This window comes from Polaribacter litoreus (genome assembly GCF_054584775.1).
This window is the reverse complement of record NZ_JBTLRD010000011.1, coordinates 140,384-158,789: the sequence shown is the minus strand read 5'-3', so window position 1 is coordinate 158,789 and position 18,406 is coordinate 140,384. Positions and strand designations below refer to the sequence as shown.

Here is an 18,406-nt window from a genome sequence, read left to right as displayed (position 1 = left end):
TTTAGTACCAACTTCTAAGAGTTTTATCAAAATAAACCTGTTTTGCAACCTATTACAAATTTAGATAATTTTGAGACTCTCTTTTGTGCTTTGCTCTTTATACAAGGTTAAATGAACTACAACAAAACTGATTTAAAATTTATTTGACCTTTTCTTTGTATTATATTGGCGTTTATGATAACATTAAAGCTCCTACAAATTTAGTTATAAAACAACCTTATAACAACGTTTTTGTGTTATAAGGTTGTTGCTATATTTTTATCAAAATCCTCTTCCATCTAGTGGTTCTGGCCCACTAGAAGCTTGTGCTTTTTTAGGAGACAAAATAATGTATGTACCAATAGCTGTCAACATTGCATATTTACTGCAATTTCCAATTTTTTTTATAGCTTCTTTACGTGTAATTTCTTTATTTTCGATATTTCGATTTTTCATATCAATATTATTTTATTATAATTTTTTTAGTCTTAAAACTGTTTTTAGATTTTAATCTTACCGCGTATACTCCAGTAGAACAAACTTTTAACAAATCGATTTTTTGATCTGATGATATTGTTTTACTATAAACTTCTTGCCCTAAAAGGTTTAGGATTTTTAGTGACGATTCTTCTTGTACACCGGTTAAAAATAAAGTTTTACTATTCGTATATATGTTAATCTGACTTAACAAATCATTTTCTAAACCAAGAGTTTTTAGATTTGTAATGTGTAAGAAAAATCTATCATTTGTATTTTCAGCATCTTCAAAAGCAATCTTAAAATCAGAATTTGTAATATTTATAAGGTTATTGTTTTTTTTATCCTCTAAAAACAACTGTGTATTATGCCCAATGTTTTGGTACTGGGTGGAAAAAATTACTTCCGATTTTCCTGTTTTTACACCAAGAGGCACAACTACATCTGTACCCGTTTCCATAGGTATTGACTGTATTGTATAATTATTGGTATTTGATTGATCTACTAGTTTTGTATAAATATCAAAAGCAGCATCGAAATTTCCAATATCTAAGCCCACATCAAAACCTAATGAAGCATTATTAAAGAACTTGATATCTGTGGCTACCTTATGAGTACCATTATCAGCAAAAAGTTGAATATATTTTTGTTCATTTTTTTGAAAAATCACTTCTCCAGAAATAGGTTTTAAACTTCGTTTTGCTTCTTTAAATTCAATTTTATTTTCGCCTGTTTTTACTTTTACAAAAAAGCCTTGACCAGGAGGAAAAGAACGATTTTGCAAATCTATTTCACTTACAATTACATATTTATTTTGAGTTGCATCCCAGATGTAAAGTCCTTTAAAATTATCATCTAAAATATCATAATTATCATTTAAAAAACTACTACTACCGTTTTTATTGGCAGGATAATACGTTGTGAAAGGATTACCTATTGCATTCCATTCGCCTGGTTTTATTGTTTTGTTAGTATTACTGGTTGTTAAAGTTCCTGTAAAGGTAACTGCGCCATCTGTTGCTCTTGATACCCCATAACTATTACCTGCAGTAAATGTTTCTTCTACATTTACACTTTCATTAAAATACTTCCATTTACTTCCTGATGCTTCTGTATCATCATAATAGGCAATTGCATAACGAATTGGGTTTACTGTTTCATTTTTTCGGATATCATTGGTTACTTCTGTAGCAAATTCTTTAATTTTTTGTCCTGAAACTGGTGGTGTAACTAAACTCCATTTATTAGCTTTTAAGCCACCTCTTTTGTAGACTACATTACCTGTTGAAGTACCTTCAATAAATAACACAGCACTATCATCATTATCAGAATCCATAACAATAGTACCGTTATTTACCATATTGCTGATGGATTTTAAAGAATAGGTTGGGTTTATAATTAAAGTACCTTCATTTTCTAATGATTTTATTTCTGAGATTTCATTACCTATTCGCAATATTGTTCCTGCTGGTATTGTAACATTATCGCTATTTGATGGTACTTCTCCACTTGCCCAATTGTTTGGATCGCTCCACATACCATCAACATTTGCTGGAGTGTCTATTTTTGAACAGTCTTTACCTGAGTCTGTAATAGTCCAACCAAAATCAAAAATTAGTTTATTTCTTTCGGTTTCTGAGGTACAGTAATTTATTCCAAACGCTTTTAAAATTACGCTTGATCTTAATGTGGATAATGCACTCCAACCTTTAAGTGTTTTATCATAACTAACTACAGATAAACCACAAAAACTAAACATACTATCCATGTTTGATACAGATTTTATATTCCAATTACTTAAATTTTGATTAAATTTTGTGGCCCCATAAAATGCCCCAAACATATCTGTTACATTACTTACATCCCAAGAACTAATGTCTTGATTAAAACTAATAGCCTTATTAAATGAATTACTCATTGCTGTTACTTTTGATACGTCCCAAGAACTAATATCTTGATTAAAACTACTTGCTCTTAAAAAAACGCCGGTCAAAGAGGTACTACTACTAACATCCCAAGAGTTTAAAGGTTGATTAAAAGCGGTTGCGCCAGTAAATAACTGCCACATATCTGTAACATTACTAACATCCCAAGAATTTAAAGGCTGATTAAAAGCAGTTGCGTTCATAAACATATTTGAAATATCCGTAACCTTGCTAACATCCCATGAACTAATATTTTGGTTGAAACTACTTGCGCCTTTAAACATATAAGACATATTAGTTACATTACTAACATCCCAAGAGCTAATATCTTGATTAAAACTACTTGCTCTTTCGAACATACTTGACATAGAAGTTACACTACTTAAATCGGGCGAATCTGTTGCTGTTATTATTAAGTTAGAAGCAGACCAAAAAGCGTACTCCATAGAAGTCCAACTATTTGAACCCCATTGAACAATTTCTATAATTTTATCTTTACTTATTTCACTATAATCTCTGGAAAAATCTATTCTAGGAAAATCTCCAATAATACTAACTTCATATTCCCCTGCATTTGAATATGTATGTAAAGCATTTCCTGTAATGTTATTTGTAGTACTGCCATCTCCCCAATCTACAGTGTAATTATAACCTGAACCGTTTGTAGGTATTGTAATAGATTCATTAACTGTTGTTGTTTTCCATTTGGTAATAAATGGTCTAGGTGTACAATCTGTTTTAAATCTTGCTGTTTCATCTTTAGTAAAATGTTCATTGGCATGAGTAATATCATCTACCTCAATACAGTTTAAATTTGGGTTGTTAGAAACATCAAACAAACGATTTACTTTTGTGCTACCAGACTCTTTAGTAATGGCTGTATTATTACCATTTTTGTAATTTAAATAGGTAAGTGCATTATTTTTTGCTTCAAAATGTAAAAGGTTTGCGTTTGCTGATACATTTAACGATTCTAAATTATTTTCTGATAACCAAAGTTCTTCTAACAAAACGTTATTTTCAGTATCTAAAGAAGTTAGGCTGTTTTGATATGCTTTTAAAATTCTTAAATTTGTTAAACCTGTAATATCTAATGCTGATACATCATTAGCATCAACATGTACCACTCTTAACATGGTATTTGTACCTAAATTGATGGTATTCAAATTATTCTCTGATGCATAAAGTGAGGTTAACTTTGTATTATTAGTCAAATCTAATTGAGTTAGATTATTTGATTGAATTGAGAGTTTTTCTAAATTACTATTAGCAGTTATATCAATCGCATTTAAACTATTGTCTGAGATTTTTACTTCTTTTAATTTGATATTATTACTAAAATCTACAGCTGTTAGTGAATTTCTATCAACATCTATCGTTTCTAAATCTACTGCATTGACTGAATTTAAGCTCGACAATTTGTTTTGTGTAGCACTTAAAGTTTTTAGTTTACTATTTAACGTTAATGAAGAAAGGTTACCAAAAGCACATTCTAAAGTTTGTAAATTAGTATTTGCAGAAACATCTAATGAGGTTAATAAATGTCCGTCAATATCCAAATGTCTTAATACTGTATTATCTCCTAAAATTAAGGTAGCTAGAGAACTTGTACTATTACAATCTAACCATTCTAACTTTAAATTGTTGGATACATCTAAAGTACTTAAAGAAGTATTAAGACCACAGTACAAAACATACAGATCAGATAAATCACTTACATCTAAAGATGTTAAATTGTTAACCTCTAAATCTAGACTATACATTTTAGAGTTTTCACTAAATGCGATGGTTTCTATATTATTTCTCTCTGCGTTTAATGCATCTAGTATTGGATTATTTGATACATCTAAAGAGGTTAAAGAATTGTTACTTACATTTAAAGTTATCAATGCAGTAAATGCCTCAATTCCTGTTAAATCTGCAATATTTTTATTAGACACATTCAGAGATTCTACTACTTCTGCTTCACTTTGTAAAATGTTTCCGTTTAAACCATTGGTATCTACACCTAAATCTATAAGTGCTTGCTCAAAATTGGCATCTGGAATAGCTATTATTTGAAAACCACAACCTCTACCAGCGTCAGTAATTGACCAGTTATAATCGTTTATCAATTCGTTTTTTATAGCTTCATTATCACAATAATAAACTCCTTCTGCGCCAAACTGCATATTTCTAGGCACAGTTGGCAATTGACTCCATCCTAATAATGTTTTATCGTAATTTTCTTCTGATAAACCTGTGTTATTCAGCATATCTGGCATACGAATTACGCTAGTAATTTTCCAAGTACCAAAATTGTAATCTAATGCAGTACACCCTTTAAACATATTGTTTAGATTTAGTGCTAAAGATAAATCTGGAGTGTCAGTAGCTGTAATTTGCATATTCTCACTATCTACAAAAGCAAATTGTAAATTTTTCCATCTATTTGTTCCCCATTGCACTACTTCTTTAAGGTTTGTTTTATTTCCCATTCTAATTTCGTAAACATTTCCTGAAAGTGAAATATTATATTCTCCTGGATTAGCATAAGCATGATTTGCTGTACCATTAGCACCTACTGTTGTTGTACCATCTCCCCAATCAATATCGAAATTATGGAATTCTGCATAGCCACTTTGTATGCTAATAACTTGATTTTCTGATGTAGTTTGCCACTTTGTAATGAAGTTTTTTGGTGTTTCTAAAGTACAACTATCACTAACAGTTACGTTATTGTCTACTCTAGACTCAAAAAACTGCACTCGTGAAGTTGTTGGATTATCTATTTGAACACATCTTAAATTAGGGTTTGATGTGGCGTTAAAATCAGCCACAAAATTTGAATTCCCAACTTTTATGTTAATCCACTCCATATAATTTCTATGGGCATACATTAATTGTAAACTAGAGTTATTGCTTAAGTCTAACGTTTTAATTCTATTATCATAACATGCAAAAGTTTCTAAGTCTGATAGATTTGTAACGTCTATTACTGTTAATTGATTATCACTAACATTTAGCCAAGTAAGTTTTGTATTTGTTGATACATCTATATAAGTGAATTCATTTCCTTGAGCTTCAATGATCTCTAAATTAACTGCACCTGTAACATTTATATATTTTAATTTATTATAATTACTACCTATACATCTAAAAGTTTTTAATTTAGTAAGCATGCTTACATCAATACTATCTAGTTTGGTACCACCTAAGGAAAGATCTTCTAGGTTGATATTTTTTGAAAAATCTGCCCTTTTCAATTGAAAGCTACTTGAGGTAAAACTTCTTAATTTTTTAAATGCTTCTATACCTTTTAAATCGACAGGTCTAATATCTTGTCCATTAAAATGCACATTTGTACTTATATCTGTTAGGTTTCTTGCATTTTTAGTAATTATTTTTCCATCAATCACATCGTCTATGTTATAATGTATTAATAATTTCTCAAAATCAGAGTCAGGAACAGTTGTATAATAGTTAGATATAGCATCATTTTGAGAACAATCTTCGCTAAAACCCATTTGTTCATCAATAAAAATCCAATTATCTACACTGTATTGTTGGTTATCTACTTGAATACAAGTTAAATTTGGATTATTTTCTATTCTAAATAATGTAAAATTTTCATTATTACCATTTGCAATATTTAAACTTTCTAAAACATTATTACTGGCATTTAAAGCACGTAAATTAGTATGTTTACTTACATCTAGATTTGTTATACTGTTAGAGTAACAATATAAATATTGTAAATTAATAAAAGTTTCAATTCCTGTAATATCGGTTATCTTATTGGTAACATTTGGTAAATTAGAATTGTCTGTAGGGTTTGAAATATTTAAGGTTGTAATAGCTTCAGCATCTTCTTTAGTAATGTATCCATTTAGTCCATTTGTATCATAACCCAAATCTATTAAAGCTTGTTCAAAATTAGTATCGTTTAGAACAATAAATCCATTACAATCTTTACCACTATCAGTAATTGACCAATTAAAATTGTTAATTAATTTATTTCTTGCTTCCTCACCAATACAAAATTTAGACGAATCTGCTCCGAAACTAACATTTTGTTTCAAATTAGGTAGACTTGCCCAACCTTGCAAAATCAAGTCATAGTTTTTTATTGATAAACCATCACTTAAAGTAAAAAACATGATCTGCATTGTTGTTACATTACTAACATTCCATACACCAACATTTTGATTAAAATTATTAGCAAAAGAAAACATAAAATCCATATTAGTAACATTGCTAACATTCCAAGAACTAATATCTTGATTAAAGCTGGATGCAGATTGAAACATTGATGACATATTTATAACATTACCAACATCCCAAGAACTTAAATCTTGGTTAAAAACACTATTAGCAAACATATGATGCATGTTGATAACTTTACTAACATCCCAAGAATCTATTTCTTTATTAAAGTTACTTGATCCAAACATGTTGCTCATATCAGTAACATTACTAACATTCCAAGCATTTAATTCTTGATTAAAGCTACTTGATCCAAACATAGCACTCATATTATTTACCTTACCAACATTCCAAGAACTGATATCTTGATTAAAACTAGTACCTCCAAACATACCACTCATATTGGTTACTTTAGCAACATTCCAAGAAGATATATTGCTATCAAAATTATCGGCTCCCGAAAACATCTCCTCCATTGTTTCAACATTACTAGTTAACCAACTATTTAAGTTTTGATTAAAATTGTCTGCTTCTTTAAACATCGTTTTCATGGTTTCTACACTGCTCACATCCCAAGTATTTATGTTGCTATTAAATATTTTAGAATTTTCGAAAGTTGATTCTAAGTTTGTAATATTGCTAATATCCCATTCGCTTAAAGATGAATTTCCTTCTAATTTCAAACAATTTTTAAACATTGATTTTAATGATGTTACATTAGATAAATCTGGCGAATCTGTTGCAGTAATGTTTAACTCTACACAATCTTCAAAGGCTCCTTCCATAGTAGTCCAAGGATTACTACCCCATTGTACTATTTCTACAAGTGTGGTGTTTAGTATATTACCTACTTTTTGAAATCGTATTCTTGGAAAATCTCCTGTTATCTTTACTATATATTCTCCAACATTACTATATGTATGAGTTGCGTTTCCTGTAAAATTACTTTCAATAGTTCCATCACCCCAATCTACAGTATAATTGTAACCAGAACCTTCAGTTGGTATTGTAATTGTATTTAATGCAGGGTTTAAAGTTTTCCATTTGGTAATAAAAGGGGTTGGGTTACAATTAAGACTAAAATTAGCTTGAGAATCTTTACTTGTAAAGTTATTAGTTGCATATTCTATATTATCTACATTTATACAATACAACTTCGGGTTTTTGTCTGCTAAAAATAACGTGAAATTTGTATTGTTCCCATTTTTTAAATTTAATGAAGTCATTTCAGGATTTTCAAAAGACGCAAAACTAGTTACTTTTTTGTTTTTAGAAATATCAAACGATTTTATGTTAGATTTATAACAATAAACTTTTTCCAATTCCTTGTTGTTAGAAACATCTAAATTTTCAAGAGGGTTATTACCACATTCTAATTCTGTCAATTTTAAATTTGTGCTTACGTCTAATTCTGTAAGTTGATTGTTATATATTTGAATTGTATTTAATTCAAAAAGATCTGTAAAGTTGACAGAGGTAAGTAAATTATCTCTAGCATATACATATTGAATATTATCATTAAGAAGAAGAGATGTTAATTGATTATGAGAACAAACTAAACTTCTTAAGTTTGTTAATTTTGATACATCTAGTGATGTTAAATTGTTTTTTTCAACATCTAAATTTTGAAGAGAAGTAAAGCTTTCAATTCCAGTTAAGTCAGATATTTCTAATTCACTAACAGTTAAGTTAACAAATGAATCTAAATTACTCGTCTCTACATAGTTATCCAAAATATCGTCATAACCTCTATCTACAAAGTATTTTTCAAAATTATCATCTGGCATATAGGTAATTCCTACACTAAATAATCTTGCAACATATTTATAGTTCTCTTGATTAAAACTTGTAAAACTTCCACCAATTAATATCTTACCATCAGGCTGAATGGAAACATCATAAATAAAATCATTAGCTCCTGTTCCAGGGTCAAATGAAGAATCTAAACTACCATCAGAATTTATCCTAGCTATTCTATTAATCGATTGTTCTGCAACATTTGTAAATCCGCCAACAATAATAATTTTTCCATCATTTTGAATAGCTATACTTCTTATATTGTTATTTATTAAGAGAGAAGCAAAACTTGTATCAATAGTTCCATTTGAATTTAACCTATAAAATTTAGTGTCTTGTATTAAAATTTTACCATCATCTTGAGGCATTATTGATCGTACAAATGTATCTGGTGCATTTGTATTAAAACTGTTATCAATAGAACCATCACTATTTAAACGCACTAGACCTCTAGTTTCTGTACTAGAATTTATATAAGTTCTACCACCTACTAAAACTTTTCCATTAGATTGAATTTTTACACTATTAACTGTAGAAAAGAAAATAGTCGAATTTGGATATTCAAAAGAAGTTAATAAAGCTCCACTTGAACTAAAAGAAGCTAAATTTGATTGATTTGTACCATTAATTTTAGCAAAACTACCTCCAATTATTATATTATTATTAGGTAAGGTTTCAATAAATTTAATATCACAAACATTAGTATAAGTTCCTCCTTTAAACGTTATGGTACTAAATGAGGCATCTATGGATCCATTAGTATTTAATCTATAAACATAACTTGTCGCTTCTATACTCGTTGAATTTGTTTGTACTTTAAAACCAATAAGTATTTTACCATTAGAAAGTATTTTTAAAGCACCTAAATACACTTGAACAATTCCTTCTCCTGTAATTTCTGTATCATATTGAAACGTGCTATCTAAACTACCATCAGTATTTAATCGTGTGATTTTATAATTAGAACTACCGTTGTAAGAACTAAAAGTTCCACCCACTAATATTTTACCATCAGTCTGAGTCGCCAAGGTTTTAACACCAGCACTGAAACCTGTACCTGATATATTGAATGATTCATCAACACTTCCTGCTGATATTGATTGCCCCAAAGACAATAAAACATAGAAAGTAAAAATGAGTGTAAGTAATCTCTTTTTCATAAGCGTTTAATTTTAAAGTTTATACTGTAAAGTTGAGCTATAATAGCTAGTCATACAATACCTATAAATAGGTATTTAAAAAACTGTTAAATTCAATTAAACGGAACTAAAATAAGTTAGTGTTTAAGCTATTGGTAAAGCCTATAAACTACTTATATCCTAATCACAAACAAATAAGCAAACAAAGCCCAACAAGTATTCTCCATAGAAAAACCTTATTACAAAAAATACTTCCTGTTTTAACAAATTAATTTTATCATTTTCTTCGTAAATTTGCATTATAAAGTTATAAAGATGGCAATAGAAGCAGCAGTATTACCAGAAAGACCAAAAAAACCAAAATGGCTACGTGTTAAATTACCTGTGGGTAAAAAATATACAGAACTAAGAGGTTTAGTAGATAAGTACAAATTAAACACAATTTGTACCAGCGGGAGCTGCCCAAATATGGGCGAATGCTGGGGAGAAGGTACAGCTACTTTTATGATTTTAGGAAACATTTGTACACGTTCTTGTGGTTTTTGTGGTGTAAAAACAGGAAGACCAGAAACCGTAGAATGGGATGAACCTGAAAAAGTAGCACGTTCTATAAAAATTATGGGTATAAAACACGCCGTAATTACCTCTGTTGATAGAGATGATTTAAAGGATGGAGGATCGATAATTTGGGCAGAAACCGTAGAAGCAATTCGTAGATCAAATCCAAAGACAACCTTAGAAACATTAATTCCAGATTTTCAAGGAAACACCAAGCAAATAGACAGAATAATTGAAGTACACCCTGAAGTGGTTTCTCATAATATGGAAACTGTAAGAAGGCTAACTAGAGAGGTTCGTATTCAAGCTAAATACGATAGAAGTTTAGGTGTTTTAAAATACTTAAAAGAAAATGGAATGCGTACCAAAACAGGTTTAATGTTAGGTTTAGGTGAAAAAGAAGACGAAGTTATACAAACTATGAAAGATTTACGTGCCGTAAATTGTGATATCATTACTATCGGCCAATACCTACAACCCACTAAAAAGCACCTTCCTGTAAAAGAATTTATTACTCCAGAACAATTTAAGAAATATGAAACGATTGGATTAGAAATGGGCTTTATGTATGTAGAAAGTGGCGCTTTAGTAAGATCTTCTTATAAAGCACACAAACACGCAATTTAAATGTTAAAATATTATAAAAACCAAAATTTAAATGATTTTATGGCACAGATATTGTTGCTATAATAAATGAGAGCAATTTAGTAAACTGTTTTCATTGTGTAAATTATTTGAATTATTTGAATTAAGACCATCTCTATACGAGATGGTTTTTTTATCCTAAAGATATTTATTGAATACTAGTTACTAGTATTTATTTAAAAATAATGGTTTAATAATAAGCACATAAAAAAATCGTTCAACAAGATTGCCAAACGATTTTTAAATCTTTAATTACATCTCTTAACTTGTAATTAACTAACTATTATTAAATCTACTTCAAAGAAATAAAATATTCTAATTCTAAAGATGTTTTTTCGTTCATCTAGAACAAATGTTCGCTTAAATGCACCCTTAACTCTTTAAAATTTTAGATAGCACTAATAATATCATATTTAGTTATAATATGATGATTTCCATTTTCTAAATCAACTAAAACAGCATCATTTTCTTTAGAAATTAGTTTTGAAACTTCATCTAATTTCGTTTGCATTTTTACAATTGGATATGGTTTTCCCATAATTTCTTTTATCGTTTTATTCGCTATATTTTTATCATTTATAAAATGATGCAATAAATCAGATTCATCTAAAGAACCAACAATTCCGTTTGCATCTTTTATGGGCATTTGTGAAATTTTATGGGTTTTCATACGTTCAATAGCATGAGAAACTAACTCTTCAGTTTGTGCTGTAATTAATGGTTTATGATCATAATTTTTAATTAAATCGGAAGCTTTGGTTATTTCTTCTTCTAAAAATCCACGATCTTTCATCCAATCATTATTAAACATTTTACCTACATACCTGCTTCCATGATCATGAAACAAAACAACTACAACATCATCCTTAGAAAAATGTTCTTTTAGTTGTAGTAATCCTTTTACAGCTGCACCAGCAGAATTTCCTAAAAACATACCTTCTTCTTTTGCCAAACGCTGTGTGTAAATGGCTGCATCTTTATCGGTTACTTTTGTAAAACCATCAATAACACTAAAATTCACATTTTTAGGTAAAATATCTTCACCAATTCCTTCTGTAATGTATGGATAAATTTCATTTTCATCAAAAATGCCAGTTTCATGATACTTTTTAAACACAGAACCATAGGTATCAATTCCCCAAACTTTTACTGTTTTTCCCTCCTGTTTTGCTTTCATTTTTAAGTAACTTCCTACTCCAGAAATAGTACCACCAGTGCCAACACCAACCACAAAATGAGTTACCTTACCTTCTGTTTGTTCCCAAATTTCAGGGCCAGTACTTAAAAAATGCGCTTTACAATTACTAGGGTTATCATATTGATTTACATACCAAGAGTTAGGTATTTCTTCTCCTAAACGCTTAGAAACTGAGTAATAAGAGCGTGGGTCATCTGGCTCTACATTTGTTGGGCAAACCACAACCTCTGCTCCTACCGCTCTTAAAATATCTATCTTTTCTTTAGATTGTTTATCAGCCATCACAAAAACACATTTATAGCCTTTTACAATACCTGCTAAAGCTAACCCCATTCCTGTATTTCCAGACGTACCTTCTATAATGGTTCCTCCTGGTTGTAAACGTCCATCTACCTCTGCATCTTCAATCATTTGTAAAGCCATTCTATCTTTTACAGAATTTCCTGGATTAAATGTTTCGTATTTAGAGAGTACCAAACAAGGTAACTCTTTAGTTAAAACATTAAGTTTTACAAGAGGAGTATTACCTATAGTTTCTAATATATTCTTTGCGTAGTTCATAAGTAAAGGTATCAAACACAAAAATACTTCTTTTTCTTAGTGGTGCCCAAATTATATTGTTTATTGTATTGTTAATTTTTGATGAAAATAGGTATATAAAAATATTTTTTTGATTAAAAATGGACTTTAATTTAGATAATATTGTATTTTTTTGATAATACAAAAAGTGAATTATAATGTAATATTTCTAACGTATCATCTACATTTTTTTATATAATTTTATTTATATTTATTCTTATTTTTATAAAGTGATTTTATGAACTATACCTTACATCAGTTAGAAATTTTTAAAAAAATTGTTGAAGTAAAAAGCGTTACTAAAGCATCTGAACAATTATTTTTAACACAACCAGCAGTATCTATTCAACTTAAAAATTTTCAAGATCAATTTAAGTTACCACTTTTTGAAGTCGTTGGAAGAAAATTATACATCACTGAATTTGGTGAAGAGATTGGCAAAGCTGCCATAAAAATACTCGAAGAAGTTGAAGCTATAAATTACAAATCTTCTTTATTTGAAGGAAAATTAGCAGGTAAACTAAATTTATCTGTAGTATCTACAGCCAAATATGCCATGCCTTATTTTTTAACTAACTTTATAAAAAATAATGATAAAGTAGATATTACTATGGATGTAACCAATAAAATGTCTGTAATTCGTGCTTTAGAAAACAATGAGTGCGATTTTGCCATGGTGTCTACCATCCCAAAAAAATTAAACATTGATCGTATTGAGTTGATGAAAAATCAAATGTTTTTTGTTGCTGGAAAAAATTATAAGCTTTCGGAAAAAAAGTTGCTTCTAAAAAATTTAAATCACTCTTTATTTCTTTTTAGAGAAAGCGGTTCTGCAACACGTTTGGCTATGGAAAAATATTTAGTGAAACACAAAATAGCAATTCTTAAAAAAATGGAACTCACTTCTAATGAAGCTATTAAACAGGCTGTAATTGCAGGTTTAGGGATTTCAATTATGCCTATTATTGGTATTCAGGAATCATTAAAAAATGGAGATTTGAAAATTTTGAAGATTAAAGATTTACCCTTAGAAACCAACTGGAACTTAATTTGGCTAAAATCAAAAAATTTATCCAATGTGGCCAAAGCTTTTAAAAATTATATTATTGAAAATAAAGACGAAATTATTGCTAATAACTTTCAATTACAATACAATTACGAATAATAGACCACAATATAGTATACATCTAAGAATATGAAACAAAAAAACAACTTAGGTTTTGGAATAGGTCTTGGAATTGCTTTTGGATCTTGTATAGGAATAATCACCAATAATCACACTTTATGGGTTGCTTTAGGAATGGTTTTTGGAGCAATTTTTGGCAAAATATCTACCAAAAAACAAAATGATAATCAATCAAAATGATTTTTAAACATTTATTGCAACATAAACAGCTACATTAAGCAAATTTAATAGATTTTGATGGGGCTATTTTTGTGATGATATACGAAGGTAAAATCAACATTAAAAAACATAATAAAAGCGTTCCTAAATTCAGTAAAATAATAGCTGTTATAGAAATATATACAGGCATTGTGGTAACATAATAGGTCTCTGGATTTAAACTTATCACTTTAAAAAAATATTGAATTCCGATAATCGACAAACCAACAACATTACCCCAAAAAAGTCCTTTTAAAATTAAATAGGATGCATTGTATAGAAATATTTTTCTGATGCTTGTATTGTAGCTACCTAAAGCTTTTAAAATTCCAATCATTTGTACCCGTTCTAAGATTAAAACTAGTAAAGCTGTTATCATATTAATACCTGCAATTACAATCATAATAACAATGATAAACCAAACGTTATTATCAAATAACTTAATCCATTCAAAAACATTTGGATATGCATCAACAATAGTTTTTCTATTTAAAGTAGCCCCTATTTGAGTATAAATTTCATCTCCTTTTAATTGAATTTCATCAAAATTATCTAATAAAACCTCAAAACCACCTACTTCATTTTCAGACCATTTATTGAGTTTTTGCACCTCTCTAATATCACCAATCATTACACTTTTATCAAACTGAGCAAAACCAGAATTGTAAATACCAGAAATAATATACTTTTTGTTTGATGGTAATTTACTCATCGACGTTTTTAAAAAAGTTGCCAAAATGGTATCGTTTAATTGCAATTCTAACCGATTTACAATAGTTTCTGACAATAAAACCTCTCTGGTTCTAGGCTTATTAAAATCTGGTACTTTGCCTGCTACTAAATATTCTTTAAAAAATGTCCAATCGTAATCTGAAGAAACCCCTTTAAAAATAATGCCTTCAAAATCGGTTTTGGTTCTTAATATTCCTGCTTTATTTGCAAAAACTTGAATGTTTTTTATACCAGAAATATTCTCGAATTTTGGATAAAAATCTTGATTCTTCTGAACTGGTGTTGTAGAAACCTCGGAATTATTATTATCATAATTCACAATTTGAATATGACCTTTAAAGCCAGCCATTTTATCGCGTATTTTGTACTGTAAACCAGCACCTGTGGCCACTGCAATCAACATAATCATAACCCCTAATGCAATTGCAGTAATTGCAATTTTTATTATTGGCGATGAAATGCTATTTTTATACTTTTTGCTAGCAATAATGCGTTTTGCAATAAATAACTCGTAATTCAAATTGATGACTCTTTTTAATCCACGTAAAAGTACCTATTTATTTTTGTTTTTGTTGATGAATTTTCAGCTGATTTCTTGTGCGAATCAAGTTCAAAATTCAGAGTTTAAAGTTCAGAGTTCTAAAAAAGAACCAAAAATTATTAAAACTGGTGCTGAACGAGTCAACTTATATATTGATTTATTAAAAGGTAAAAATATTGCTATTGTTGGCAATCAAACCTCGGTAATTCAAAATTCAACATCTAAAAACCAAAGATTTACACACTTGGTTGATAGCTTGTTAGCCTTAAACATCAACCTAAGAAAAGTATTTGCTCCAGAACATGGTTTTAGAGGAAAAGCGGATGCAGCAGAAATTGTTAAAGATGGAAAAGACGCTAAAACTGGTTTACCCATTGTTTCTTTGTATGGAAAAAACAAAAAACCAAAGCCAGAACAGCTAAAAAATATTGATGTTGTTGTTTTTGATATTCAAGATGTGGGCGTTCGTTTTTATACCTATATTTCTACATTACATTTTGTGATGGAAGCTTGTGCAGAAGCCGGAATTCCTGTCCTAATTTTAGACAGACCCAACCCAAATGGACATTATATTGATGGCCCTATTTTAGAACCAAAACACGCTAGTTTTGTGGGTAAACATCCTGTACCTGTGGTTTACGGAATGACCATTGGCGAATATGGACAAATGATAAATGGAGAAAAATGGCTAGAAAACGGAATTCAGTGCGATTTAAAAGTGATTCCTTTAAAGAATTACACACACACTTCTGAATATAGCTTAGCCATTAGACCTTCTCCTAATTTACCAAATGATAAATCTATAAACCTTTACCCAAGTTTAGGTTTTTTTGAGGGAACAACTATTAATGCTGGTAGAGGAACCGAATTTCAGTTTCAAAGATATGGAGCTCCATTTTTCCCAAAGCGTGATTTTAGTTATACACCAATTTCGAATTTTGGTGCAAAATATCCAAAGCATAAAGAAAAACTTTGCTATGGCGTAGATCTAAGCAATCAAAAAAAATTAAACGCTATCCATTTAGAATGGTTGATTGACGCTTACAATAAAACTCCAAAAACAGAAAAATTCTTTGGAGAAACATTTACCATACATGCAGGTACAGAAAAGTTACAAAAACAAATTGAACAAGGTTTGTCTGCTAAAGAAATTCAAAAAACTTGGAAAAAAAGTCTAATCGATTTTAAAGCAATTAGGCAAAAATATTTAATTTATAAATAATCTTTCGTGTTATTATTTTAAACCTTTCTAGATTTCAATAGCAATACTTTTGCATCTTTATGCTTTTTTAATTTTTGATACCAAATCTTAGCTTGATCTTTATTTTCAAGCTTATTATATAAAGTAAAATTTAAAAAATTGTATAAAGATTTATTTTTTTCTAAAACTTCATCTTCATTAATTTTATTAGTTAAAAGTTTTAACGATTTTTTATAATGTCCTTTAATCAGCTCACTATAAACATCACCGATTAAAAATATCTTTTGAGAATTTGCATTTTTGTTACCTTCCTTTCTGTATAATTTGTGTGCATTTTTTAAATAAACATCTCCTAGCTTAAGAAAAGCGTATTTTAATTCATCATCTAAGTAAATAGAATAATCAAAATATTTACTTGCTATATCTAATGCAGTATCGCCTGTTTCATTTTCATGATATTCCAAATAATCTGGCTGCAATAAAGAAGTATTTACGGTATATTTTTGTAAAACTTTTTTAACTTCAGTCAACCCCATGTAACTCATTTTTTTGAACACAATCTCTCCATTAGGATCAACTATAAACACATAAGGTATTGCTCTTACTGAATATCTTTTAGATAAATTTTGCTCAACATCTATATCAATTTTTAGAGGTACAAAATTTTTCATCAAATCTTGAACCTCGCTGTTACTCCAAGACTCCATATCCATTTTTTTACAAGGTCCACACCAATCTGCCCAAAAATCAACTAAAATTAGTTTGTTAGTAGCTAGTGCCAATTTTTTTGCATCTTCATAAGATGTCATCCAGGTGTTGGCGTTTACAGTGTTAAAAAATAAACTAAAAATAAGGTAAAGGAATACATTTTTTTTCATCTTTCTTTTTTTTACAATTTTAAAAAATATTTATTCTAATTCAAAATTTTAGCAGTGAATTGTGCTAAAACATTTTAGATCTCAAATTAGCAACAGACTAAAACAGATTAATAGTAAAACATTTACCTCCTCAAAACCGTTAAAACTTTAGCATCAAAAACTCTAGAATACACACTATCTACCTCATAATTTTCAAGCAGCTCTTCAGATCCTTTTAGCTTTAATTCTTTTTTTATGTAGTTTAACCAATCTGGCCTATCAACAATTGCGTTATCTAAAATAACTCCTGTAAAATTAGCTTTATTACATTTAGTCTTTAACAAAATTGCACCAGAAAGATTTGCGTTTGTTAATACTGCATTACTTAAATCTGCATATCCTAAATCTGCATTTTTTAAATTAGCGTTTTCAAAAATCGCTCTTCTTGCATCTAAATTCACCAAACTTGCATTTGATAAATCTGCATCTTTTAAATTGATATCTCTTAATCTTACTCTGTCTAAGTTTACGCCTTTCAATTCTGATTTTGTAAAATTACTTTCTTGTCGAATACTACTAAAAATAGTAGCGTTTAAATCACTTTTACACAAAGTAATTAACAATTGCCCTCTTTCTGGACTAATGGGCTTTTCTATTAATTTATCATTTAATAAATATCTATAAGGTTTCATTGCTCTACTTAACCCCACAATTCTACCAATTAAAGTTTTTGAAAGTTTACCGTTTTTTTTAGTTTCTAGCTCTGTATTGATATCGCTTAAAACATCTCCCATAATAAACATTTGCGCTGATCTTCTGGAAGCTTCTGCCAAATAGGTTTGCTCTTGAATTTTTCTGTTTTGTTTTTTTAACAAGTGGTTTTGATACCACATTAAAGTAGTTGGTAACAGAGCAAAAAGGATTGCAACTACACCTATTCTTGTCAATCTTTTTATAATACTTGCAATTAAGTCTGATGTAGTTTGTAAAGAAATTCTTTTCTGCTGATTAAATTCTTGAATGGAATTGTAAATACTTGTTTTTAGATTTTTGCCAGCAATAAAGGTGGCTGTAAAGTTCATAAAAAACTTCCATTTTTTTTTATTGAGTGGCTTCGGACTTTCTAGTTTAGCCAACCGTTCTTTTAAAATTAAATTCTCTTTTTCTAATTCTTGAATTCTATCAGACATTTTTATTTTTTAAAATAGA

Annotated in this window: 10 protein-coding genes; 4 read left to right on the top strand and 6 right to left on the bottom strand. The window is 29.2% G+C overall.

Annotation, left to right across the window (positions count from 1 at the left end; all coding sequences use genetic code 11):
• Positions 1 to 261 precede the first annotated feature (261 nt).
• Both ACW9UN_RS11490 and ACW9UN_RS11485 read right to left on the bottom strand, forming a co-directional pair.
• Positions 262 to 435, bottom strand: a complete 174-nt coding sequence (locus ACW9UN_RS11490; protein WP_459486426.1) for a hypothetical protein — start codon at positions 433 to 435, stop codon at positions 262 to 264.
• Positions 436 to 442: 7 nt separating this feature from the next.
• Positions 443 to 9,523, bottom strand: a complete 9,081-nt coding sequence (locus ACW9UN_RS11485) for a BspA family leucine-rich repeat surface protein (protein ID WP_459486425.1) — start codon at positions 9,521 to 9,523, stop codon at positions 443 to 445.
• Positions 9,524 to 9,817: 294 nt separating this feature from the next.
• Between ACW9UN_RS11485 and lipA the strand changes: the two genes are divergently transcribed.
• Entirely contained in the window at positions 9,818 to 10,687 is an 870-nt protein-coding gene (gene lipA, locus ACW9UN_RS11480) for a lipoyl synthase (RefSeq protein ID WP_459486424.1), read from the top strand.
• Between the two features lie 406 nt (positions 10,688 to 11,093).
• Here lipA and ACW9UN_RS11475 read toward each other — a convergent pair whose 3' ends face one another.
• Positions 11,094 to 12,464, bottom strand: coding sequence for a pyridoxal-phosphate dependent enzyme (locus ACW9UN_RS11475; RefSeq protein WP_459486423.1), 1,371 nt, complete (start codon positions 12,462 to 12,464; stop codon positions 11,094 to 11,096).
• Positions 12,465 to 12,720: 256 nt separating this feature from the next.
• Here ACW9UN_RS11475 and ACW9UN_RS11470 point away from each other — a divergent pair, with 256 nt between their 5' ends.
• Entirely contained in the window at positions 12,721 to 13,647 is a 927-nt protein-coding gene (locus ACW9UN_RS11470; RefSeq protein WP_459486422.1) for a LysR family transcriptional regulator, read from the top strand.
• Positions 13,648 to 13,677: 30 nt separating this feature from the next.
• Positions 13,678 to 13,848: a glycine zipper domain-containing protein gene (locus ACW9UN_RS11465; protein WP_459486420.1), complete on the top strand. Its 171-nt coding sequence runs from the start codon at positions 13,678 to 13,680 to the stop codon at positions 13,846 to 13,848.
• 34 nt (positions 13,849 to 13,882) lie between these two features.
• Here ACW9UN_RS11465 and ACW9UN_RS11460 read toward each other — a convergent pair whose 3' ends face one another.
• Positions 13,883 to 15,118 (bottom strand): ABC transporter permease, encoded by a 1,236-nt coding sequence (locus tag ACW9UN_RS11460; protein ID WP_459486419.1) that lies wholly within the window; start codon positions 15,116 to 15,118, stop codon positions 13,883 to 13,885.
• Positions 15,119 to 15,122: 4 nt separating this feature from the next.
• Here ACW9UN_RS11460 and ACW9UN_RS11455 point away from each other — a divergent pair, with 4 nt between their 5' ends.
• On the top strand, positions 15,123 to 16,361 hold the full coding sequence (locus ACW9UN_RS11455; protein WP_459486418.1) for an exo-beta-N-acetylmuramidase NamZ family protein: 1,239 nt from the start codon (positions 15,123 to 15,125) through the stop codon (positions 16,359 to 16,361).
• Between the two features lie 17 nt (positions 16,362 to 16,378).
• Here the strand turns inward: ACW9UN_RS11455 and ACW9UN_RS11450 are convergent, their stop codons facing one another.
• A complete protein-coding gene (locus ACW9UN_RS11450) occupies positions 16,379 to 17,218 on the bottom strand; it encodes a thioredoxin family protein (protein WP_459486417.1) in 840 nt (279 codons plus the stop codon).
• A gap of 122 nt (positions 17,219 to 17,340) precedes the next feature.
• A complete protein-coding gene (locus tag ACW9UN_RS11445; protein ID WP_459486416.1) occupies positions 17,341 to 18,387 on the bottom strand; it encodes a pentapeptide repeat-containing protein in 1,047 nt (348 codons plus the stop codon).
• Positions 18,388 to 18,406: the final 19 nt, after the last annotated feature.

Bases quoted from the DNA above. Each gene is read 5' to 3' on its own strand.
- ACW9UN_RS11485 (WP_459486425.1), bottom strand. From the start codon at position 9,523: ATGAAAAAGAGATTACTTACACTCATTTTTACTTTCTATGTTTTATTG.
- ACW9UN_RS11470 (WP_459486422.1), top strand. From the start codon at position 12,721: ATGAACTATACCTTACATCAGTTAGAAATTTTTAAAAAAATTGTTGAA.
- ACW9UN_RS11450 (WP_459486417.1), bottom strand. From the start codon at position 17,218: ATGAAAAAAAATGTATTCCTTTACCTTATTTTTAGTTTATTTTTTAAC.
- ACW9UN_RS11465 (WP_459486420.1), top strand. From the start codon at position 13,678: ATGAAACAAAAAAACAACTTAGGTTTTGGAATAGGTCTTGGAATTGCT.
- ACW9UN_RS11455 (WP_459486418.1), top strand. From the start codon at position 15,123: ATGACTCTTTTTAATCCACGTAAAAGTACCTATTTATTTTTGTTTTTG.
- lipA (WP_459486424.1), top strand. From the start codon at position 9,818: ATGGCAATAGAAGCAGCAGTATTACCAGAAAGACCAAAAAAACCAAAA.
- ACW9UN_RS11490 (WP_459486426.1), bottom strand. From the start codon at position 435: ATGAAAAATCGAAATATCGAAAATAAAGAAATTACACGTAAAGAAGCT.
- ACW9UN_RS11475 (WP_459486423.1), bottom strand. From the start codon at position 12,464: ATGAACTACGCAAAGAATATATTAGAAACTATAGGTAATACTCCTCTT.
- ACW9UN_RS11445 (WP_459486416.1), bottom strand. From the start codon at position 18,387: ATGTCTGATAGAATTCAAGAATTAGAAAAAGAGAATTTAATTTTAAAA.